The 22,007-nt window shown below is 47.0% G+C and carries 26 protein-coding genes; 8 read left to right on the plus strand and 18 right to left on the minus strand.

Annotation, left to right across the window (positions count from 1 at the left end; translation table 11 throughout):
- Window positions 1–8: 8 nt before the first annotated feature.
- The 11 genes from vopB to sctW are packed head-to-tail and all read right to left on the minus strand — an operon-like array spanning window position 9 to window position 8,655.
- A complete protein-coding gene (gene vopB, locus BCT11_RS11980) occupies window positions 9–1,208 on the minus strand; it encodes a type III secretion system translocon subunit VopB (protein ID WP_042600917.1) in 1,200 nt (399 codons plus the stop codon).
- A 3-nt stretch (window positions 1,209–1,211) separates the two neighbouring features.
- The gene (vcrH, locus tag BCT11_RS11985; protein WP_042605839.1) at window positions 1,212–1,703 is read right to left on the minus strand and encodes a SycD/LcrH family type III secretion system chaperone VcrH; all 492 of its coding nucleotides are present in this window, start codon (window positions 1,701–1,703) and stop codon (window positions 1,212–1,214) included.
- 12 nt (window positions 1,704–1,715) lie between these two features.
- On the minus strand, window positions 1,716–3,533 hold the full coding sequence (locus tag BCT11_RS11990; RefSeq protein WP_102388408.1) for a virulence-associated V antigen: 1,818 nt from the start codon (window positions 3,531–3,533) through the stop codon (window positions 1,716–1,718).
- Window positions 3,534–3,543: 10 nt separating this feature from the next.
- Window positions 3,544–3,834 carry an LcrG family type III secretion system chaperone gene (locus BCT11_RS11995; protein WP_102388409.1) on the minus strand — a complete coding sequence of 97 codons (291 nt, stop codon included), beginning with the start codon at window positions 3,832–3,834 and terminating at the stop codon, window positions 3,544–3,546.
- Between the two features lie 60 nt (window positions 3,835–3,894).
- Window positions 3,895–4,308, minus strand: coding sequence for an LcrR family type III secretion system chaperone (locus tag BCT11_RS12000; RefSeq protein ID WP_042605841.1), 414 nt, complete (start codon window positions 4,306–4,308; stop codon window positions 3,895–3,897).
- Window positions 4,308–6,434 carry a SctV family type III secretion system export apparatus subunit VcrD gene (gene vcrD, locus BCT11_RS12005; protein ID WP_102388410.1) on the minus strand — a complete coding sequence of 709 codons (2,127 nt, stop codon included), beginning with the start codon at window positions 6,432–6,434 and terminating at the stop codon, window positions 4,308–4,310. Before vcrD ends, BCT11_RS12000 begins: the two co-directional genes overlap by 1 nt.
- Window positions 6,418–6,756 (minus strand): type III secretion system chaperone VscY, encoded by a 339-nt coding sequence (gene vscY, locus BCT11_RS12010; RefSeq protein WP_038866893.1) that lies wholly within the window; start codon window positions 6,754–6,756, stop codon window positions 6,418–6,420. Before vscY ends, vcrD begins: the two co-directional genes overlap by 17 nt.
- Before the next feature lie 5 nt (window positions 6,757–6,761).
- Window positions 6,762–7,139, minus strand: coding sequence for a type III secretion system protein VscX (vscX, locus tag BCT11_RS12015; RefSeq protein ID WP_005426245.1), 378 nt, complete (start codon window positions 7,137–7,139; stop codon window positions 6,762–6,764).
- Window positions 7,136–7,510: a type III secretion chaperone SycN gene (gene sycN / locus BCT11_RS12020; RefSeq protein WP_038875764.1), complete on the minus strand. Its 375-nt coding sequence runs from the start codon at window positions 7,508–7,510 to the stop codon at window positions 7,136–7,138. Before sycN ends, vscX begins: the two co-directional genes overlap by 4 nt.
- Window positions 7,497–7,781 carry a TyeA family type III secretion system gatekeeper subunit gene (locus tag BCT11_RS12025; RefSeq protein ID WP_005426113.1) on the minus strand — a complete coding sequence of 95 codons (285 nt, stop codon included), beginning with the start codon at window positions 7,779–7,781 and terminating at the stop codon, window positions 7,497–7,499. Before BCT11_RS12025 ends, sycN begins: the two co-directional genes overlap by 14 nt.
- A complete protein-coding gene (gene sctW / locus BCT11_RS12030) occupies window positions 7,762–8,655 on the minus strand; it encodes a type III secretion system gatekeeper subunit SctW (RefSeq protein WP_102388411.1) in 894 nt (297 codons plus the stop codon). Before sctW ends, BCT11_RS12025 begins: the two co-directional genes overlap by 20 nt.
- A gap of 186 nt (window positions 8,656–8,841) precedes the next feature.
- Between sctW and vscN the strand changes: the two genes are divergently transcribed.
- The 8 genes from vscN to sctU are packed head-to-tail and all read left to right on the plus strand — an operon-like array spanning window position 8,842 to window position 15,723.
- Window positions 8,842–10,164: a SctN family type III secretion system ATPase VscN gene (gene vscN / locus BCT11_RS12035; RefSeq protein ID WP_038866887.1), complete on the plus strand. Its 1,323-nt coding sequence runs from the start codon at window positions 8,842–8,844 to the stop codon at window positions 10,162–10,164.
- The gene (locus BCT11_RS12040; RefSeq protein WP_102388412.1) at window positions 10,161–10,622 is read left to right on the plus strand and encodes a YscO family type III secretion system apparatus protein; all 462 of its coding nucleotides are present in this window, start codon (window positions 10,161–10,163) and stop codon (window positions 10,620–10,622) included. The genes vscN and BCT11_RS12040 overlap by 4 nt, the downstream gene beginning before the upstream one ends.
- Window positions 10,623–10,631: 9 nt before the next feature.
- On the plus strand, window positions 10,632–11,984 hold the full coding sequence (locus BCT11_RS12045) for a type III secretion system needle length determinant (protein ID WP_102388413.1): 1,353 nt from the start codon (window positions 10,632–10,634) through the stop codon (window positions 11,982–11,984).
- The gene (sctQ, locus tag BCT11_RS12050) at window positions 11,984–12,949 is read left to right on the plus strand and encodes a type III secretion system cytoplasmic ring protein SctQ (RefSeq protein ID WP_102388454.1); all 966 of its coding nucleotides are present in this window, start codon (window positions 11,984–11,986) and stop codon (window positions 12,947–12,949) included. Before BCT11_RS12045 ends, sctQ begins: the two co-directional genes overlap by 1 nt.
- Window positions 12,946–13,596, plus strand: coding sequence for a SctR family type III secretion system export apparatus subunit VscR (vscR, locus tag BCT11_RS12055; protein WP_038866882.1), 651 nt, complete (start codon window positions 12,946–12,948; stop codon window positions 13,594–13,596). Before sctQ ends, vscR begins: the two co-directional genes overlap by 4 nt.
- 13 nt (window positions 13,597–13,609) lie before the next feature.
- On the plus strand, window positions 13,610–13,876 hold the full coding sequence (gene vscS / locus BCT11_RS12060; protein ID WP_005426136.1) for a SctS family type III secretion system export apparatus subunit VscS: 267 nt from the start codon (window positions 13,610–13,612) through the stop codon (window positions 13,874–13,876).
- A complete protein-coding gene (gene sctT, locus BCT11_RS12065) occupies window positions 13,873–14,655 on the plus strand; it encodes a type III secretion system export apparatus subunit SctT (RefSeq protein ID WP_102388414.1) in 783 nt (260 codons plus the stop codon). The genes vscS and sctT overlap by 4 nt, the downstream gene beginning before the upstream one ends.
- 18 nt (window positions 14,656–14,673) lie before the next feature.
- Window positions 14,674–15,723, plus strand: a complete 1,050-nt coding sequence (gene sctU, locus BCT11_RS12070; RefSeq protein ID WP_042605849.1) for a type III secretion system export apparatus subunit SctU — start codon at window positions 14,674–14,676, stop codon at window positions 15,721–15,723.
- Window positions 15,724–15,875: 152 nt separating this feature from the next.
- Here sctU and BCT11_RS12075 read toward each other — a convergent pair whose 3' ends face one another.
- The 7 genes from BCT11_RS12075 to sctJ all read right to left on the minus strand — a co-directional run bounded on the left by BCT11_RS12075 (window position 15,876) and on the right by sctJ (window position 22,002).
- Window positions 15,876–17,354: a cation transporter gene (locus BCT11_RS12075; protein WP_102388415.1), complete on the minus strand. Its 1,479-nt coding sequence runs from the start codon at window positions 17,352–17,354 to the stop codon at window positions 15,876–15,878.
- An 11-nt stretch (window positions 17,355–17,365) separates the two neighbouring features.
- On the minus strand, window positions 17,366–17,824 hold the full coding sequence (locus tag BCT11_RS12080) for a CesT family type III secretion system chaperone (protein WP_102388416.1): 459 nt from the start codon (window positions 17,822–17,824) through the stop codon (window positions 17,366–17,368).
- A 354-nt stretch (window positions 17,825–18,178) separates the two neighbouring features.
- Complete coding sequence (locus BCT11_RS12090) at window positions 18,179–19,339, minus strand: VopS family T3SS effector adenosine monophosphate-protein transferase (protein WP_102388455.1); 1,161 nt, start codon at window positions 19,337–19,339, stop codon at window positions 18,179–18,181.
- Between the two features lie 3 nt (window positions 19,340–19,342).
- Complete coding sequence (locus BCT11_RS12095; protein WP_102388418.1) at window positions 19,343–19,774, minus strand: CesT family type III secretion system chaperone; 432 nt, start codon at window positions 19,772–19,774, stop codon at window positions 19,343–19,345.
- A gap of 209 nt (window positions 19,775–19,983) precedes the next feature.
- Window positions 19,984–20,619, minus strand: coding sequence for an HrpE/YscL family type III secretion apparatus protein (locus tag BCT11_RS12100; RefSeq protein WP_102388419.1), 636 nt, complete (start codon window positions 20,617–20,619; stop codon window positions 19,984–19,986).
- Window positions 20,598–21,263, minus strand: coding sequence for a SctK family type III secretion system sorting platform protein VscK (gene vscK, locus BCT11_RS12105; RefSeq protein ID WP_102388420.1), 666 nt, complete (start codon window positions 21,261–21,263; stop codon window positions 20,598–20,600). The genes BCT11_RS12100 and vscK overlap by 22 nt, the downstream gene beginning before the upstream one ends.
- Window positions 21,256–22,002 (minus strand): type III secretion inner membrane ring lipoprotein SctJ, encoded by a 747-nt coding sequence (gene sctJ / locus BCT11_RS12110; protein WP_029388702.1) that lies wholly within the window; start codon window positions 22,000–22,002, stop codon window positions 21,256–21,258. The genes vscK and sctJ overlap by 8 nt, the downstream gene beginning before the upstream one ends.
- Between the last annotated feature and the right edge of the window lie 5 nt (window positions 22,003–22,007).

Consider the following 22,007-nt stretch of genomic DNA (forward strand, 5'->3'; position numbering starts at 1 on the left):
GTTGCTCCTTAAACCGTCGCTGGACGACTCATTACCGCTTGCATCGTTTCGCCTTTCGCCTGAATCATCTGCATGATGACACTCATTAGCTCTTGGAAATCTTCCATCAGCTTGGCGATTTCTTCTTTAAGTTTGTCGATCACCGCTTGGCTAAGCGTCATCTTCGCCCTTAAATCTGTAATGTCAGCTTGGATTTCAGTTACATGCGCATTGTTTGCAGCATGAACGCTGTCCGTGGTCCCCTTGCCTACGTTAACAGTAAGGTCGACGGTCTCAGCACCGTAACGGATTGCCTTCGCGGTGGTTGTCGCCGCTTTAGAACCCATATCGGCAATTTTCGCCATGTTTGTCGCCGCTTTGGTTGCGATATCAGTGACTTTTTGCGCAATTGAACTTGCACTTTTCGCCGCTAACTTCGCAATACCACTCGCAGCTGCACCACCAAATGTAACTACAGCGCCAATGACGGCAGTCGCAATCTCTAACGCCATGACGACTTTGTTAAGTATATCGACGTTAATTCCGGCCTCTTTCATCGCCTCTTGAACAGCAGGCTCTTGCAGAGTCATATTGATTGCGCCCATCACGCCGCCTGCGATCATTAATGCGCCAGCTGCCGCACCAACACCCGTCGCCACCATGATTGCACCAACGACAATAGAAACCACAGCGCTAACCCAACCGAAGATCTTGGAAGCTAAGCCCGATTTTTGTGCTTCTTTCGCTGCCGCTTCAGACTCTTTGATCTTCTCTAGGTTTTCTGCCATTTCTTGTTCGTGCTTCGCTTTCGCTACCTTCACTTCCTGAATTTTGAGCTCGTTTTGAGCGCTTTTCAGTTTGTCTGTGATAGCAGCCAGTTCAACTTCAAAATCATCTGCATAACCTGAGATGATTTTCACTGCTAGCGAGCCCGTACTGTCGGCAACCGCGTGTAAAACCTTGGCAATTGAGTCTACGATTTTTTGTAGCTGCTCCATGGCTTTAAGCGTAAGGTCATTCACCTTATCGCTGACTGCGGCATTTGGTGCATCAAGCTGAACTTTTACCTTACCGGTGTTCAATGCTTCAGCATCTTTACCTTTTACGTTTTCAACGGTTACTGACGGCGATGCATGAGCAGCGGTCTTGTTAACCTTGTTTAACGTAGTTTGGTCAGAATCAGGCGTGTATACCTGACTCTGAATGCGGTCAAGTGCAATAGAATTCATATTCTAGTTACTCCTTTTGTTTCTCACCGCTTCTAACATGATGCCTGCTCGTTGATGCAAGTCTGCATACTCTGATTTCCCAGCAGACATCTCCTTCGCGCTGTAAAACCCACTCTCTGCTTCCGTCAATTGCTCAAGCTTGAGGTGACATTCTGCAGAGTGGAAAGGTGGGCGTGGATCATTTACGTCCACAAGCGCAGCGTAGCTGTAGGCGTCAAGCGCCTGCAGGTACTCACCCAGTTCCTGACGAGCCGCGCCCAAACCAATGAAAAATCGCGCTTGATAGTGATCAAGCATGCTAAGCAGCTGAAATACCTTAGCGGCCTGCTCTATTTTGCCTGACTGGAAAAAGTTGTATCCAACCGCATAAATGTGCTCGATGGTGTCTACTGATACATCGTGCAGCATTTTTAGCGTGCCCCCCTCTTCCAAAAATGAAAGGAGTTCCTCTGCTTGCATTTGAGATGGGTCAGTTGGCGCGTTTTGTGTAGTCATGGTTATTTATCCTTAAAGGGCTCGTAGGATTTCTTGTAAAATACTGTGGTACTTCTGAACAAATTTGTTCATCGCTTCAACGGTTGCGTTGTACTGAGAACTGGTGTCGTTTAACTCGGTCGTTTTAATCTGCACTTCATCGTTGAGCACTTTAGATTCTGCGGTGACAGAACTGGAGAAATTAGACAGCTTGTCCCCTTTGAAAGAGTCGCTTCCAACTTCCATTCCCTGTTTTACTAAAAAGTCTTTATGGTTGGTGATGTTGTTGTCTTTTAAGTATTTGTATTCAGGAGAAGCCTTAAACGCCGCGTCATTGTCGTAGCCAAAATCGCTGGCTTTAAAGTTGTTCGCTGAATCACCCGGCTTGTAAGTGCCATCAACACTTTGGGTCGAGTGTATTTTTGACTGAACGACACTAAACACTTTCAATTGGATCGTTAGATCTTCGAGTTGTTCTTTTTGCTCGTTACGCTTTTCAAGGCGGTCGACTCGGCGCTCGTTTAGAGCAAACAAGACGCGTTCATCAAAGCGGTCACCGATACTAGATTCAATCACCGACAGTAGGTCACGAGCGGTCAATGCGTGCTCGGCATTCACTTCTTTACTGCTCACTTCCTCTGGTGTGATTTTGCCCAAACGATCATTGAGCTTTTCTAGGTTCTCCATCATTTTTTGATGACGTGCAATGAAATCCGTCCCGATGTCTTGGCCTGCGACTATTTTGTCGAAAAGAAGTCGGATATCTTGTGCGGTGTTTTGTTTAATCCGCTCAAGTTGCTCCGGTGTTGTTTGAGTGACCTGGACATCGAGCAAGCCGTTATAGAACGCATCGATCTGAGTGTTGATAAGCGCAATGGCTATATTGGAGAACAAACTCGATAAGGTGATCGCACTAGGATCCGATTTTATTCTCGCGATTTCGGCATTAAGGATAGTTTGAAGTTGAGCAACACCACCTGCGCCGTAAGCATTTTCAAACTGTCCTTTTACTTGTGTCGCTAAGCCATTTAGCGCATCGGTAAGTTCCTGCTTAGACATGCCTGGAATCCAAGCAATCTTGTTCGCCAAGGCCTGTGCATCATCGGTGCTGATGGTGATCCCAATGCTATTGAAAGAGGCAACAAGTTGAGCGGTAACAGCAGCTCTAAAGCTTTCTTCTGTTAAGAAGTAGTCTGAATTCTTAAGCTCATTAAGGTTGACCGAACCAAGATTACCAAAGGCATTTCGCAAGAACGGAATAGCACTCTCGCGAACCTCACTGGCACTCATCTGCACTGCCAGTGCATTTACAAACGAGCTAATCTCTGCCGTTGCTGCTTTAAGGGCGCTCGTATCTAAAGCTTCAATTTGCAGTGCTTGGTTACTCTGGCTTCCCAAACGGAAATTAGCGACAAAATCGGTCGGAAGCGAGCTGTCGACCTTGTCTTTTAGCTGTGTGCTAAACCAAGATTGGAATTGATGTGCGAGCGTAGTATTAACGCTCGTCTCCACTTCTTTAGGTGCGATCTGACCATTCAACGCTTGGTGTTGCAGTGACTGCATCCAATGCGCAGCGGTCTCAGCGGCAGCAGTCCCAGTAAAGGCATCTTGCTTCTTTAACAAGGCGCCCAATGAATCTGCATAAAGATCCAAATTTTCTTGTTCCGTACGCCCAACGACCATGGGGAATTGGCGAATCAATGACTCTAATTGATTCGGGTCGATATGGGCATCGCTTAAAATGGGAGAAAGGGTCTTAACCAAACTCTGCTGGAATGCGATCTGAGAATCACGATTGGCTGTTGTCTTGAGAACTCCGGTGATGGAGTTCATGGTTGTCATATCCGTCATGTAAAAACCTCTAGATCACCATGCCACGCATCGTGGTCGGTCGCTTGCGCCTAGTGCCTTTGGTGCTCGTGGCTTGTGGCTGATGCTGTTGTTGTCTGCGGCGTTGTACTTCTTCAAGCAGCTCATGCTCTGCTTGTTTCATCAATTGAGGCGAAGCATTTAACCCATCGAGCAGAATGTTGCCTGCTACCGGACCAACGCCTAATCCTTCGAGTAGTTCATTGAATACGTCAGTCCTGTCTTTTGCATTGCGAATAGCAAGTTCTGAGTTTTCAATGGTTTCTGTAAAGGGTTGCTTCATCTTGGGTCCTATCTTAAAGCGAAGCATCTCTAGGATGCTGTCAGTAACAGTCGAGAGTTTTTACTTTTTTCTCTTTTTAAGTGGGCGGTAATCACTGAGGCGCAAGAAGTACCAATCTTCTTGTTCATCATGGCTCGCGCCGCAGGCTCGTAAGTAGAATTGTGCTAACCGCTGGCTGCTCATGTTGCTACCTCGCAATACATCAACATTGCCACGAATAGCCCAGTCAAGCGGGTACAAGCGGATGGCATGTTCTGCGAGCATAAATAGCGCGGAGAAAGGGTTGCTTAGACCTTGGTTCGGGCTGATTCTTCGCAGTAATACGATGATGATTTCGCCCTCTTCGACACGAAAGACTAGCTCCATCCCATCACATTCATAACGATGACCAAGTAAGATGGTACTTTTCTGCCAAAAGTAGGGCGTCACTTCGATGCCTGACGCCACTAGAGACTGAGTGAGAAGGCATTTCATCACATACCTACCCTGCCAAGCGGTTGAATATTGATTTGTTGCGTCAGCTCTTGGAACGACAACACCGGCAACTCGTAGTATTCAGATTCAATCAGTTTGCGTACGTAACGACGCACGTCCATGGACACCACCAGCACAGGCTTATTTGGCATGCGGCTTAAATCACCAATGGTTTGCTTAACGTCGCTGACAAATTGCTGAGTGACAGAAGGGTCAAGCGCCAAGTAACTGCCCGCAGAAGTCTGACGAATGCCGTTACGGATCGTATCCTCCAAACTCTGATCCAACAGATAGGCTGGCAGCATGTTTTGACCGCTGGCGTACTTGTAACAGATATAGCGTTTCAAGCTTGAACGGATATATTCTGTCAGCTGTACCACGTCTTTCTCTTTCTGGCCCCACTCCACCATGGCTTCTAAAATCACTCGTAAATTACGAATAGAAATGTCTTCAGAAACCAAACGCTGCAGGATTTCCGTCATCTTTTGCAGAGGCACAATACGTTGCGCTTCTTTCACCAGTTCGGAATAGCTGCCTTCCATTTGCTCAAGCAGATAGCGGGTCTCTTGAATACCGATGAAGTCTTGCGCGTACTCTTTCAAAACGTGAGACAAGTGATAAGTCAGAATGCGATCGGGGGTCAGAAAGCCCACATGACTGTTTTGCAGTTTTTCGTGATGACTTTGATCGACCCAAATGCTCGTAATGCCCGGCAGAAAGTCGTCGTCTTTTTCGTAAGGTACGCCCAGCAAATCAATCTGTTCATTACCTTCGGTCACCAGCAGTTTTTCGCTTTCAATTCGCCCGCGAGCTACTGGTACTTCTTGCAATTGAATCAAGTACTCGCCGTTACTCATTCCTTCGTTGAAGCGTAAGTGAATACCGGGGAACGGCACACCGAGATCGAGGTAAAGCGCGCGTCTGACTCGTGCAAGCTCATCGTTCAGAGCCACGGCTTCTAAACTCTCTTGTAAACGAGAATCCAAGTCGATGAGCAGCGGTACTGTCATCGCAAACTCTTCTTGCTCACCCAGCTTGCCTTTGCTATTGCGAGATGGCGCCGGTTTATTAGGCTTAGCCGCTGGCGAACCAGCACCTTGGGCGACAAAACTAGGTAAATCAGAACTGTCGGATTCGCGTTGTTTTTTCTGTTGGTAGAACAAGAAGAAGCCACCACCGCCAACAATCGCGGCAAGAATCAGGAAGGTAACCTTCGGGAAGCCAGGAATAAGAGCAAACAAGATAAGCAGAACGCCACCAACTAACAAAGCTCTTGGCTGAGCAGTCACCTGACCACCAATATCTGAGCCTAAGTCAGAAGAGTCCTCGTTTGAGACACGAGTAACGATGATGCCGGCCGTGATAGCGATAAATAGTGCTGGGATCTGCGAAACCAGACCATCACCGACGGTTAGGATTGCGAACAGCTCAAGTGCCTCAGAGGCAGACATGCCCTTTTGAGTCACACCGATGGTGACACCACCGAGAATGTTTACCACGATGATAATCAGGCCCGCGATTGAGTCGCCTTTCACGAACTTCATCGCACCATCCATCGAGCCATACATTTGGCTTTCTTTTTCGATCAATGAGCGGCGGTGACGCGCCTCATGAACATCAATAACCCCAGCACGCATATCGCCGTCGATACTCATCTGCTTACCCGGCATCGCATCAAGGGAGAATCGAGCGCTGACTTCCGCAACCCTTTCAGAACCTTTGGTGATCACCATAAATTGAACAATGGTGATGATCAGGAAAACAACAATACCCACCACCAAGTTACCGCCGACCACGAAGTTACCAAAGGTATATACGATCTGGCCTGCATCGCCTTGCAGCAAGATAAGTCGCGTTGTCGTAATAGAAAGCGACAAGCGAAACAAGGTGGTGATCAAAAGCACGGCTGGGAATGCAGAGAATTCCAGCGGTGTCGTGATGTAGATAGCCAACATCAATAAGACGACCGCAATACTCATGTTGGTACCGATCAAAACGTCCACGAGTGCCGTAGGTAAAGGCAAAATCATCATAAAGACGATCGCAAGTAACATCACGGCAAGCATGATGTCTTTACGCTGTCCGACTTTGTTTAGAATATCGATCAACTTATTCATTTGATTCACTATTTAGAGATTGTAGATAACGTCGATGCGCGCGGCGGGCACCGTCAACATCCTGTTGTTTCCAGCGAGCTTGGCTTAGGCAAAACCACAAGCCCGCTTTATTTGAATGTTCAGTTTTCAATAAGCTTTCGCACAACTCGATTGAACGTGTGTATCGACCCGAATTCAGGCATGCCACTGCTAATGTTTGGCGAGCTTCTTGATGCTGAGGTTCGATTTCCAGCAGTGCATCAAGCAAGGTAATCGCTTGTTCCGGCTTTTGATATTGAACTTGGAGTGCAGCGTGGATAAGCAACAGCTCCACGTCTTTCGTTTGCAACATGGGGCTTAAACCTGAATCAGTAGATTCAACGCCATGGTGAGATAACGTTGGTCTAATTGGGTACTTTGCAGTGTTTCCAGTGCCTGATTGAGCGCGTGCGAACCATTTTTCTGCGCCAATTCCTGAAGCCGCTGCTGAGTGGTATCAAACTGTTGACGGTATTTGTCTGGGCGAAGTAGCTCCGAATGCGTCAACTTTGGCTTGGCAAGCGACATCAAGTACTGCTCAGAGGGGCGAAGCTCGTACAGTTTCTCTAGGTGAGTCGCGATGGCTTGACCATCAGGCAACAGCTGAAAACGCTGTGGGAAGTCGTTTTCAACTTGCTCAAGCGAAACGTGAGTAAAGCCTTCAATACCAACGTTTAATGTACTAATGCGACTCATGAATCCGCCACATCTTTATGTAAACGAGCCAGTAGAGCGAACGCTTGTTCGATGGTTGGCAAGGTCACTTCATCCCCTTCAATTTGTGCAGAGAAGACCAGTGTCTGTTCATCCAGCAACCCAGTCTTAATGAGGAATGGCCAACCTTGACCTGCATGGCAAAAACTCAACGCCTTTTTAATCGGCTCATTCGACTGGTGCCAAGGCAACGGTTTCGCCAGCATGAGAAACAGGCAGTCTTGATGCTTCTCGATATGCAGAGTCCCGCTTTGTTCGAAGCTCAGTTGAACACGTCCTGCTGACGAGAAGTCCACCGCTTCAAGCCCCATTCCTCGGCAAAAATCATCCACTGACGCATCAATCCAGTTCATCGTCCCACATTTCCTCTTCTTCTAAATCAATCGCTTCATCAAGCGCCTTTTGCACAGCTTGTATTAGGTTTTGTCGCTGTTCTTCGTCGTTAAATACATCAATTGGAATATGGCGAATCAGTTTGTGCAGTTCCCTAAAAAAGCTAATTTTTCGCTCCGTGGATGCCAACTCCATGGCGTTCACTAGGTTCCATATCTCGGCACTTCCAACCCAACGCTGTTCAACCAAAGCGATGACATCTGACATCAAATCAGTAACTTGATAAGCCATAGTTTGCCTGCTGAGGTTTGAACATCTGGTAGAGGTTACTAACTTGGTCTTGAAGCGTATTCAACGTCTTAAGTTTTTGCATATCGGACATCAGAAGCTGAAGCTTAACGGAGTCAATATTGCTACCTTGCACGCTCAAATCTGCGCTCATGCCCTGCAACATAAAATCGACCGCCGTGGAGACCTCTTTTGCACCAAAACGCTCTACCACATCCTTGTATGCTGAACCTAAACCTTGGTAGCTGTGTACCGTGTCGCGATAGAAACCACGCAATTGGTGCAAACTGCTAAAGCCTTGCTCTTGGCTGTATTCATCCGCGAAGCTTGAAACACGAATTTCAGTATCAATCTGAGCCCAAGAGTCCGGGTTCTGCTCAAAGGTCAGAATGGCTTGGTCTATCAGCGCCAATAAGTTCTTACTTTCTGGATTGGCGCCAAGGAACTTTTTCACTGCTTGCAGCGCGAGGTACTGATGGCTCTTCTCTTCAGAGAATCCGTTGAGGTACGCCTGTAACTGAGCAATCGTTGATAAGTTGCCGCTTGCCATTTTGGTAGCAAGGTCTTTGATCTTTTGGTTCTTCTCAAGATCAGGCACTTTTCTTAGGTAATCAGAAACCAGCTCATGCGCTTCATTCACGCGAATGCTGCCGTCTTTCACTTTGCGTTTCGTGAGGTCTTTTTCTGCTTTTTCTGAACCTAACGCCGTCAGCTCTTCCATCGCATCAAACAACGACTGAGTTGCATTGTGTACGCGGACAGTTTCACCTCGATAATTACCATTGACCGAGGCTCCCGTGCGGGAAGACTCAAGGTTACTTCGAATTGGCGCGTCAAATTTGTTGCCCGTTAAAATTTGGCGATTGATAGTGCTCATTGATTTGCACTCCTTCCTACAATATGAGCGAATTATAGGAATTGCATTTTTAATCGGCTGTCAAAATCAGACGTGTTTTTTTAGGGCGTTTTAAGTTTTCTAAAAACTCCCGACCAATAGTCACTATAAATACGGCGCCATCCTTTCTATTCTCCCAGCATCAGTTATTGCGCATGTTTTCTTAAATTGAACGACTTCTCATACATCACCGAAACTCAACAATCGGCCATCAAGCAAACGCGTTTGATCCAAATCCGCGGTCGCGTGACTCAAGTGACTGGCACCATCATCAAAGCCGTTGTGCCTGGTGTTCGTGTCGGCGAGCTTTGTGAGCTACGTAACCCCGATCAAACCTTGTCGCTGCTTGCGGAAGTGGTGGGTTTTCAGCAGCACCATGCGTTGCTTACCCCACTTGGCAACATGTTTGGTATTTCCTCCAATACCGAAGTGAGCCCGCTTGGAAAAATGCACGAAGTCGGCGTTGGTGATCATCTGTTAGGGAAGATTCTCGATGGCCTGGGCCGCCCATTCGATGGCTCTCAAAGCACTGAACCGAGCGCTTGGTATCCGGTTTATCGTGATGCGCCGCCACCAATGCAGAGAAAGCTGATTGAAAAGCCGATTTCGATGGGCGTGCGTTCCATCGACGGATTGCTCACCTGTGGTGAAGGACAAAGGATGGGCATTTTTGCTGCGGCTGGCGGAGGTAAAAGTACCCTACTCGCCAAGCTCATTCGCTCTGCCGATGTCGATGTAACCGTGCTTGCCCTCATCGGTGAAAGGGGCCGTGAAGTAAGAGAATTTATCGAACACGACCTTGGGGAGGAAGGCATGGCAAGGTCAGTATTGGTTGTCGCAACCTCAGACCGACCAGCAATGGAACGTGCCAAAGCGGCGTTCGTCGCGACCTCCATCGCGGAGTACTTCCGCGACCAAGGTAAGCGTGTCCTGCTGCTGATGGATTCGGTGACGCGTTTTGCCCGAGCTCAGCGTGAAATCGGCTTGGCAGCTGGCGAACCACCAACACGACGAGGCTATCCGCCTTCAGTTTTTGCCGCACTACCAAAACTGATGGAACGTGCAGGTCAATCAGACAAAGGCTCCATCACCGCGCTGTATACCGTGCTTGTGGAAGGTGACGATATGACAGAACCGGTTGCCGATGAGACGCGTTCGATACTCGATGGTCACATCATTCTCTCTCGCAAACTGGCGGCGATGAACCACTATCCAGCCATTGATGTGCTTCGCTCGGCTAGCCGTGTGATGAACCAAATCGTCGATAAAACTCATCAAGCGTCCGCGGCTCACATGCGTGAAATGCTGGCCAAATATGAAGAAGTCGAACTGCTGATCAAAATTGGTGAGTACCAACACGGCGCCGACAGTCGCGCGGATATGGCCATCGCACAGGGGGATGATATCCGAGCATTCTTACGCCAAGGCACGCACGAGCCAAGTGAACTCGAAGAAACCGTCACGCAGCTGCGCGAGCTTGCAGGCTTATGATCGAGCAATTGCTAGAGATAAAAAAAATTCGTGCAGACCGTGCCGATCGCGCGGTTCAGCAACAAGAGTATCGAGTCAATAACGCGCGAGCCTCACTCCGAAAGGCGGGACAGTCTGTCGTTGATTATCGTCAATGGCGCGAAGAGGAAGAAGAGCGGCGCTTTGCAAAAGCCAAACAGAAAACTGTCGTTCTAAAAGAACTTGAAATATTGCGACAAGAAATCGCGCTGTTAAGGGAAAGAGAAGCCGATTTAAAACAACGAGCTGCAGAAGAAAAAAAGGCATTGGAACAAGAGAACCAGCGACTCAAGGAAAGAAAGCAAGAAGCTCTGGCCGCTCATAAAACCAAAGAAAAATTCATTCAATTAAACGAACAAGAAATCGCTGAGCAAGCACGCCAAGTGCAGTATCAAGAAGAGCTCGAACAAGAAGAGTTTCGCAGCGTTGTTGTTTCATAGAAGGTAAAGATGCGAGTCAAAAACGATCATCCAAACACAACTGAACGTCCGCAACAGGTTCAACAGAGGCCAGTCAACCAAATCTCAGAAGAGCTCGAATCTCGCTTTAATAATGCACTTAAGCCAACGCAAGCAGAGAGCGAACATGAGTCAGAGACCTCTCGCTTATTCGCTGCTGTATTGAACGCAGATAAGCTCGATGGCATGAAGCACAAAGGCAAGGTCAGCAGTGCTATTCCTGAGGCGGGGAAAGAGCAGATCGAGGGTGGCCAAGAGCACCCTGAGAACTTGAAAGATCAACCTACTAATGAGAAGTCAGACGCTGGTTTGCACCCAGAAAAGCCAAGTCACGATCTCTCAGAAAGAGAAACCGTACAGGTATTGGACAACAAAGATAAAAACGAAGAGAGCCATAGCGAGGCTTCAGAGCGCCCTACGAAAGAGCCACATTCAGATACTGCCAAACCCGTTAAACCACACCCTCTAATCGAGCAGTCGATAAGAGGTAAAGAAACGGATAAACCACAACAGTTGACTTCTAACTCTGCGGCAGAAAAAGACTCGAACAATAAGCAAGTCAGCTCGGTAAGCACGGCACCATTAGATAATGGTTCGTCTCGTGATCCTAAAATACCGATGACCAGCTTGCCTAACGCTCTAAAGGATCAGGTATTACCGATTCAGACTGACCAAGCCAATCTGCGGAACAAAGCTGAGCCATCAACCGTGCAGAGTGTGCTGCAAGGTCAACTGCATAAATTGGATGCAGCGGCTCACAAACTCGACCCAACCACAAAAGACGCTACTGCTATTGTGGACTCGAAAATTGTCGACTCGAAAGCCGCATTGTCCGCACTTGAAGAGAAGGTTAAAGCAGTGAAGCACATCGAACAGCGTCATCTAAGTTCAGAGTCGGACGCTAAGCTTCACCCGACGGGCAACCTAAGCCAATCAACAGCGCAAGGCGACATCATCCTTAAAAACGTAGAGACACACGCGCCCCAGAGCAGAACTCAAAACGTAAATGAATTGATTAATAAGTTAGTCGACAAGATCTACGTGTCTCTTCCTTCAGCAAACGAAAAAGAAGTTCGTCTGCTTCTTAATGAAGGTCAATTAAAAGGCGGCGAGATCTCCATCAAGCAGGACAGTTCTGGCTACAGCGTGCTGATTAAGCAAGAGCACGCTCTTTCGCTGATCAACCAAACGGCTAAGCAAGAGTTGACCGAGCGTCTGCAACGTTTAGGCATCGACCAACCGATTCGGATCGCCGTCAGCGAACAGATGAACCAACAACAAGACCAACAACGCTCACGACAACAACGCAGCATTTACGATGAATGGAAGCCTGAGGACGAATGATGATATTAGATTTCCCAAAGGTCGAACCTTCAAGCATCGCGCTGAGCAATCAACTGTGCGCAAAACAGTGCCACTTTCAAGATAGTCAGAGCAATAGCTTATCGGCCACGCTTGGCCAAAAACCGGAGTTTTCTGGCTATCGTTTAACGCTACTCATTGGTGGGCAAACCATTCAAATCGATTTCAGCGGTGCGCAATTACAGCAATGGCTACATGGCATTCTTGACTCGACGGCATTTGAATCACTGCCAAACTCATTGCAATTGGCGCTGCTCAGTAGCCAAATTGAGCCCTACACCGACGTGATTAAGCGCTTATTTGGACAACTTCCGGTATTGAGCAAGTTGCAAGTTCATGAGCAGCCTACACCAGAAGAAAACGTGTTGATGCTCACCATCAATCGCGATGATGTCTCTCTTAGCCTGTGGGTCCATGAAGGTCGAGATGTGTTGATTGACACTCTGCCACAAGCGACCTCTTACCTGAGCCAAAACATCGCACTGCCCTTCTGGTTGAGCTTTGGAAAAACGCGTTTGGCGCTCAGTCAATTTGAGCAACTGACACTGGGCGATGTGGTGTTTTTCGATGATTGCTACATCGCGCAACACCAAGTGCTGCTTCAGGTCTCGAATCAGAACCTTTGGCGATGCCAACTCGACAATACGACACTCCATATCCAAAAAAAAGAAACCAATATGAACGATATCAACAGCTCTGAAGCACTGACCGACCACCAGCAATTGGCAATTGAACTGACTTTCGATGTTGGTCAGCAAACCATTACTTTAGAACAACTTAACGCACTGCAACCAGGGTTTACCTTTGAGCTTAACCAACCAATTTCTAACCCAGTCACCATGCGAGCAAACGGAAAAATCATTGGGGAATGCGAGCTTGTGAACATCAATGAACGCTTGGGTGTGCGCGTGCTCGAGCTGTTTGGCGGCAGTCAGGAGCCAGCATGATCCAGTTACCTGATGAACTGAACCTCATCGTCACACTTGCCCTTCTTGCTCTGGTTCCTTTCATTGCAATGATGGCGACCTCCTTCGTTAAACTGGCCGTGGTTTTCTCTCTGCTAAGAAATGCACTAGGTGTACAACAGATTCCACCCAATATGGCCTTGTACGGATTGGCGATCATTCTGTCGATCTTCATCATGGCGCCAGTAGGGTTTGAAACCTATGACTACGTGACCCAGCACGAAATCTCACTTGAAGATTCAGAGAGCATCGAAGGTTTAATCGAAAGTGGATTGCAGCCGTATCGTGAGTTTTTAAAAAAGCACATCCGTGAAACTGAATCGGTCTTTTTTACCGATGCAGCAAGAACCTTGTGGCCACAAAAGTACGTCGACCGTTTAGAGTCAGACAGCTTATTGTTGTTGCTCCCCGCTTTTACCGTGAGTGAGCTCACTAGAGCGTTTGAGATTGGCTTCTTGTTGTACCTGCCATTCATCGCTATCGATCTGATCGTATCCAACATCTTGCTGGCAATGGGCATGATGATGGTCTCGCCAATGACCATCTCACTGCCATTCAAGTTGTTGCTCTTTGTGTTGCTAGACGGTTGGACCAAGTTGACCCATGGCCTAGTGCTCAGTTACGGATAATGAGGAGAGAAGCATGAATCCGGCTGAAATCATCCACTTCACCACTCAGGCTCTAACGCTTGTTCTGTTCTTGTCGCTGCCACCGATTTTGGTTGCGGCACTTGTCGGTACCTTGGTCTCTCTCGTCCAAGCGCTAACACAAGTACAAGAACAGACGTTAGGCTTTGTCGTCAAACTGATCGCCGTCATCATTACCCTATTTGTTACCACACAATGGCTGGGCGCCGAGCTGCATTCATTTGCCACGTTGACCTTGGATAAAATTCCGCAAATACGATGAGTTACGATGATTTGCACCAAGCCCTGTTCCTATACAGCTTGACGCTCCCTAGGTTAATGGCTTGCTTTATATTTTTGCCGATCTTAAACAAACAAACGCTGGGTGGCACCTTGGTAAGAAATGGTGTTTTGTGTTCGCTTGCGCTGTTTATCTTCCCAATGATTAACCAACAAGACCTGCCCGCAGAAACGGACGGGATTTGGTTGATGGTCATCTTAGGCAAAGAGGTACTATTGGGTATGCTGATTGGCTTTGTTGCAGCAATCCCTTTTTGGGCTATTGAGGCGGCAGGGTTTCTAGTGGATAACCAACGTGGTGCTGCGATGGCAAGTATGTTTAACCCCACTCTCGGCTCCCAGTCAACGCCAACGGCTGTGCTATTGACTCAAACACTGATCACCTTGTTCTTCTCTGGTGGTGGCTTTATCGCTTTTATTTATGCGCTGTTTAACAGCTATGCGTCGTGGCCTGTCATCAGCTTTTTCCCAACGGTAACCGAGGAATGGGTGCATTTTTTCTACGCTCAGTTCGAGCAATTAATGTGGCTCGGCGTTTTGATGTCTGCGCCTTTGGTTCTAGCCATGTTTCTTGCCGAGTTTGGACTCGCATTGATTAGCCGATTCGCCCCACAGCTGAACGTATTCTCTTTAGCCATGCCGATCAAAAGTGCCATTGCCAGCGTGCTATTGATTGTTTATTTGGCATTGATGATGAACCACTTTCAAGCCCTTTTCTCTGAAATCGTACTGTTCAGAGAACAGCTCAATATCATTTGGTAATAACAAACAGGAAGAGCAATGAGCGGAGAAAAAACCGAACTCCCCACCCCTAAGAAGCTTCGGGATGCCCGACAAAAAGGGCAAGTCGCCAAAAGCCAGGAAGTCGTTTCATCGGCGTTAATCCTAGCCTTGATTGCCGTCTTATTTGCCTTTGCCGATTACTATATGTCGCATATCTCGGCCCTACTTTTGCTGCCGAGTGAGTTGGCTTATCAAGGGTTTCAGGATGCGTTACTTGACGTTGCTATCGCCATTGCCAAAGAAATGGTTTACCTGCTGGCGCCGATCCTGATAGTGGCAGCTTTGATTGCCATCATGTCGAACATGGGGCAATTCGGCTTGCTGTTTAGTGGTGAATCCGTCAAGCCAGATATCAAAAAGATCAACCCCGTAGAAGGGGCGAAACGAATTTTTTCGCTAAAAAGCATCATTGAGTTTATTAAGTCGATTCTTAAAGTCTCGCTCCTTTCCTGCATCATTTGGGTGACACTGAAAGGCAACTTAAACACACTACTGCAAATCCCGACGTGCGGATTAGAATGTGTGCCAACCATCGCTGGTGTGTTGATCAAACAATTGATGGTCATTTCTGCGTTCGGCTTTATCGTGATTGCCGCTGCAGATTACGCTTACCAAAAGTTCGACCACACCAAGCAACTGAAGATGACTAAAGACGAAGTCAAACGCGAATATAAAGAGATGGAAGGCAGCCCCGAAATCAAGAGTAAGCGTCGTCAGTTGCACCAAGAGCTGCAAGCCTCCAACCAAAGAGATAACGTTAAACGTTCGAATGTGTTGGTCACTAACCCAACCCACATCGCTATTGGTTTGTACTATAAAAAGGGCGAAACACCGCTGCCTGTGATTACTCTAAAAGAAACCGATGCAATGGCGAAACGTATGATCGCGATAGCCCATGAAGAAGGTATTCCTGTGATGCAAAAGGTACCGCTCGCACGTGCCCTTTATGCCGATGGTCAGTTAAACCAATACATTCCTGGCGATCTTATTGAAGCTACCGCTGAGATCCTGCGTTGGGTTGCGTCTCTTGAGCAGTCTGAGGAATAACGGGGAAACAGATTTATTTTTGTCTTTATAGGAACAAGCACTGGCAACGTTTTTTTAAGGGTTTTAACTGAACACAAAGGGAGCCGATGCTCCCTTTTGTTTTTTCTTCTTAACTACGATTTAGCCGCGAGCTTTCTTTTAAACTCAACGGATTAAATCCAACCTTCTGCCAAGTACATCAATCTTAACTGGCTTGGTGAACCAAGCTTCTCTAACGCTGACAGTTGCCCTTCATTCAGGTTCGGGCTTTTATCCAAGTACACTCGTCCGTTTTCTGCATCGAGAGGCAGTTTGTAGGTCAAGGTCTTGTTGATGTCTTGCGCCTTGCCTTGGTCAATCGCTCTGACCGCTGGCATTAACCAATCCCAATCTTCACTCAGCAGTTTTTTAAATGCCCCATTCGCCACCGATTCCGTTTGGCTCGGTGCATCTTCGACACTTAATTTAAGCATGGAGTCCACATCTGGCACCAAGTGTTCACTGGCTTCAGAGCCCAGCATTTTCTTGAGCGTTAAGCGCGCTGCTTCCATTTCCTGTGCTTCTTTCGGCGCTTGAGGAGACGTCATCGACTTGTCCTCTTTTGGGCCTAAATACGCCATCAAAGCACGTACTGACGCTGCATCTTGCATGCTAAAGGTAAAGTCTCCTTTGCTGTTAGACACTTCGATACGTGGTAGCACACCAGACATGGGATCTTGACGAAGCACCTCTTGAGCTTCGTTATTCAAACCATATGAGCCCGCTTGACCTGCCACAAAACCAGAGCCACTGATTAAACCTGATGCCGCCATACTGCCCAAAGCTTCTTTTGCAACAGGAAGTACACCCGCGGTCCCCACAGAGTTGACTCCAAAAGCACCAAGGCTGCCTGTAGCCATCCCTAATGTTGCTGTAACAGCACCTTCAGTCGACAAGGTGGCGTGTCCGTGTGCTAAGGCTTGTTGCATCGGCAAGGCAAGTCTCTGATCACGACCGGGCAGTTGCGCAATTTGATCCAATTGATGATGGTAAGCCTCTGCATCGCCATTTACCGCTGCTTTGTGCAACTCTCGACCTGTCGCCACCAGCAATCCAACGCCTGGCAAGACAAGGTTAATCGCCGCATTCACACCAGTGCCTTTGAGCTTATCTTTTGCCATCTCAAGCAACTCTGCCCCAAAGCCGTCCATTTTTCCTGGATATTGATTTTCGATGCTCACCTGTAAGCGAGGATCGTGACTGATCGAATCAAACGTACCTTTGAGGTTTTCATAAGCGCTACCGTCAATCTTAACCTCTTCCAACAAGTTCACTACTTCAAGGATCTTTCGTTCCGTTAGTGGTTCACCTCGGTACCCTGATGGGCTGACAAGGGAGAAAGCTAACAGTGCCATCTCTGGCTTTTCTTGTTTTAATAACGCCTGCTTTAAATCAAGGTGAGTCTTAATATTTTCTTGAAAGTACTTTGGGTATTTTGAGCGCAGCAAATGTTCACTCACTGCCGCAAACTTTTGCCCTTTATGGAAAGTCGACGGCTCTTTTACCTTGCCACGCTTACTGATTACTCGGTCATCTTTTTGCGCCGCAACAGAACGAAATTGGTCTAAGTTAGGAACCGGGCTTTGGCTGATTTTATTAGTTGGATTTACCATGGATGAACTCCTTAGACTCGAAGGGTCTGTACGTGATGTGGTTGTGTGTTGGGTAATGGAGTGATGTCTTGGTCTAGCATTGCAAATCGAGCCTGCCAGAGCTGAGCTTGCTCATTGAGAGCATGGAACCAAGTCGATAAGCTCGCTGCATCTAAGTGCTCTATTGGCTTCCTGCCCGCAAGAACAAGCTGTCTGCCATTTGGAGCCAGTGACAGGGTTAAGTCCCCTTCTGCAATGGCGAAATAATTAGCATGAGCCAGAAGCTCAAGGCCTTTCACCCTCAGTTCACCACTTTTTTCGAGTCCGCCAAAAGCCACGGATAGAATAAGATCATTGTTATCTGTTGCGCTAAAGTAAATAACGTAACGGTCATCAACTAATAACTGACAGCGACCTTCTTCAGGAAAGTTCAGTGGAGGTAACTCATTTATCTCACAAAACTCATTTAATAGAACTTGTAGTGTATTCATTGCAACTCCTTATTTTTACTCTCTCTAGTAAACAATGAATAGAAAGATTACGATGTCGAAATTAGCTTTTATTTTGTTGTTTTCTATTGCCTCTCGTGAACTACTGCACAAAATAATAGAAATAAATATCGGGAGAAAATTCAGGCGAAATAAATATGAAAAACCAGTGAAAGACGGCTATTTAACAATAAAGAATATCAATAGGTTGAACTTATTAGTCCAATATAAAAACATCAAAAACAGTAATGCAACGGCTTATTATTTCGGTTTCATATTTCAATGTTAATGAGTCGGTTATATATGACTTACGATGAAAAAGAGCGACTTTCGTCGCTCTCAATATGGTTTAGATTTTTACTTAATCCCGTGGAGGCTAAGCTCTGCGCTTAAAGCAAGAGGCGTAAATGCATCGTTTCTCAGCTCAGCAATCGCATACAGCATACGTCCCATACGACCGTTACCATCCGTGAAGCCATGGTAGCCAATCACGCCCGCAAACAACTGCTTTCCAAGGTCTTTATCTTCCACGGGGTTTTCTTTCAAAAAGCCCTCAATGTGCTGTTTTAGCATGCCTTCACCACCGATGCTTGATGGAAGTGCACCACCAGCCGTCGCTGGGCCTCGGTAATCTCTTTCAATATTCGGCACTGCTCGCGCATGAAGCTCTTTTAAGTTATCCATGTTCAGCAAGTCTTTATCATTAGCCGCGTATTCTTTAAGAAGCGCGGTAATATTATCAGCATCGTTTCCTTTCGAAGTCGATGCGTTGATGATCCAAGCCGCCGCGCGTTCAAGGTTGTTCGTCGTGCCCGTTTTATTGAATTTCTCTTCCGCTAGCGAATCGGCATAAACACCCGAACTCAAATCTGTGTTTGCCAAACCTTCAATATGTGCTTGTGCCGCTTTTAAGTTCTTAACCTCGGTTTCAAATACAACTTCCAAGCCTATCGCGGTATTTGGGTTGTTCTTCACGCCCATCGCACCGCCACCAAAAGCTTTAACAACTTTGCCAGCTAATGCTTTTGTTGAACCCTCACCAATTTGTGACTTCAAGTCCTGTCCTGATTTCGTATCCAATAGCGCTTCTGACATCGCGCGCTCAGCCAATTGGTTAAGTTCACCACTGTCTGACTTAATCGCCTGAGCATCAAGTCGGCTAAAGGCATTTAACACATCGGCCGGCGTTTTAAGGCTGGCATCTTTAAACAGCATTTGACCGTGCTCAACAGAAGAACTGGTTTGCAAGCGCTGAGCTTGTCCAAGTTCATTATCGAATACCGATTTCGTAATCGCTTTCGCTACTGAGTCTGTGTTGCCTTCTCTAAAAAGCTTACCCGTTGCTTCAAAGAATCGAGCGACTGCACTATTACTTGGGTTTGAACGAACAAACTGCTGAGTATCTGCATCGACCTTATATTCCTTGCCACCAACATTGAGTTTGCCTTCATTCAGAATCTCATTTCGCGCTTGCGGCATTGCGGCTTGTAGCGCACTTACGTTTCCAAAACTAATCATCATTTATACCCTTAGTGTGGCAAATTGAGCCGCATCTATTGTCTGTGTTTGTTCTTGCGTCGCTGGCTCTTGAGCCGTTGCTGACTGTTTTAGCCAGTCCACAAGCTGAACAATCGACGCTTCAAAATATGTCTCAGTTAACATCGTTTGATGAATGTGAATAAAACCGATGTAGCCAGCATCTTCATCCCAACAGACGTAGGGCTCATCTTTTGTTAATGCTGCCTTCATGTGTTTAAAATAAACATCGGGATGTGGTTTCTCACCGGAAATTAAGCCAATAAGCGTCAGCTTCTCTTCATTTGTTCGAAGTGTAATCGCCACTTCGTTATCAATAATTAAGCGACAACAGCCTTCTTCATCAAATTCCAGCGTTTCTATTTGGCAACGCTTTGCAAAGTCGTTTAGAAGGGTCGATATAAATCCGTTGACCATCTGGTTTACATTCCTATTTTTGTATTTACATCTCTGCGGTTTAGATAAGAGCAGAGTATTGGCTGATGGAGTGATTATGCTGAATTCGGATGGGGGAATATGCTAGATATGGTCGGCTTTTTTTCATTTTAAGCCGTTTAGAACAAGGCATATGATGACGTAAAAAAAGCCCAGCATGGCTGGACTTACGGAGTGCAAAAATAAACGCGTTAAGGCTGCATCTGCTGGCGTTCGCTCAATTGCTTGGTGATGGCATGCTTGAGTGCTTGTAGCTGCCCGTCGATGCTCGCATCAATAATACCGACCTCGGTCTCCAATATGCAGCCGCCGTTTTTTAAACGTGCATCAGTAATAACTTCAACGTACCCCACTTCAGGGAAATCACTGAGTATGGAAGAAACCTTCTCCCGCACTTCAGTAACCTGCTCTGGATGTACATGCAGAATCACTTGCTTTTGGTTACTGACGAGCTGGAGCGCCTCTCTCACGACACTTGCTGTGGTATCCACATCATCAAAGCTGTTGATGATCTTTCTGACGGCATCGAGCACAACGCCTGTCATTTTTTGCTCGACCTGCAAATAATACTCGTTGCATCGAGCAAGTGTTGCCAGCATGGTTTCGGCGTTCTCGATCTTCGCTTGATCGATGCCGTCCTGATAACCTCGCTGCCTCTCTAGCTCATAGGCTTCGTCCGCTTTCGCAATGATGCTTTCTGCTTTTGAGTGCGCCGCCTCAACCAAATGCTGCGAATCTAAGTAACTCACATAGTCTTTTGCTTTGAGCACTTTTAAGCCCGGCGCCAATTGCAAGTTGTCGGTTTTTATTTCAACAAATGAAACCATTGAGGAATTACCTGTTTTGCGATTTTCTTGATAAGTCGGTAAGCAAGATCGCGATGCGCGTCATCCAACCAATCTGCACTGCGATCCGTGAGCGTCAGTTGACGATCGAGCTTAAATTGCCATCGTTGTACTAACTCTGATGGTGACTTTGCCAGTAAGAACGTGACCCATAAATATCCTAGCTCTCGGGCTGTCTTTTCAAAGCTTTTTTCGTCGAGGCTGGTTGGCAGTGGCTTTTGCCAACCGCTGGGCCAGTTGGAAATCATCATCGGTCCTTGTTGGATCAAAAAACGCGTTTCATCCACTCCAAAGACCTGATTAAGACATTGTTTAGGTTGCTTTAGCACCACTTGGCGCATCGCTTGGCAATGCATGATTCCGCCAATCATCAACAGCAGTCGATTTGTTGCCTCTACAGGCAGTAAAGCCAGACTGTTGTATGGATGATTAAAAGCATGGTCCGTAATTGGCGACAACGCCCAGTCTTCAATACACCACTGATTGATGGCCGCTTGGTTTCTCCAGCCTTGGAGTTTTAACAACCAAGGCTGTTTTTCCATTACCCAACTTTCGTCAATATAGCTGCAAGGGCAATAGTTAAACTGATGCTGAATTTGGGAAGCCGGCGTTTCGGAATTAACCACGTTTCACGTTCCTGCGGCACCAAGCAAACGTTGCTGCGTTAGAGCCAATGATCAGCAGTACCAAGAAAACAAGAATAGCAATCAGATGGCTTGCGGTGTCTTTGGTCACTTGAATCGACAGAATGCTTTCGAATTGATTACCTTGAGACGTCACGCGAACTTCCGAAGATGGCACCATCACCACGCTAATACGATCGTAGTTCAACCCTTCGATACTGTTGTTTACTAACAGCTTAATTTGAGGGACATAAGAGTCCAACGCCACATCCGCTGCATGCTTGATAAACACAGATGCCGATGCTGGCGTTGGGCGCTCACCAGGACGAAGATTTTGGTCTTCAAGTACCACGTGAACGCGAGCGACCAACACACCATCAATTTGTGACAATGTGGACGACAGCTCTTGCGATTTCGCGTAAATAAGTCTTGCTCGCTCAGCAAGCGGAGACGAAATCAGGTCGTCTTTCGGGAAGACTTCTTTAAGTGTTGAGAACTGCTCTCTTGGGTAGCCTTTGCGCTTAAGCGCATCAACCGCAAACGCAATTTGTGCGTTATCTACCATCAACTTGACGGTGTTGTCTTTATCCGGTTCTTTGGTGGCGACGACACCTTCAGAAAGTAAGATTGACAACATTTCGTTGCCTTCTTTCTGGCTCACACCGGTGTAAAGTTCGGTCTGACAACCCACCAAAAATAGAACCAGTAACATGCTTACTGCACGCATTGTTTTTCTTGTGATGACTG

It is taken from the genome of Vibrio sp. 10N.222.52.B12 (assembly GCF_002875385.1).
GTDB classification, from domain to species: domain Bacteria; phylum Pseudomonadota; class Gammaproteobacteria; order Enterobacterales; family Vibrionaceae; genus Vibrio; species Vibrio jasicida.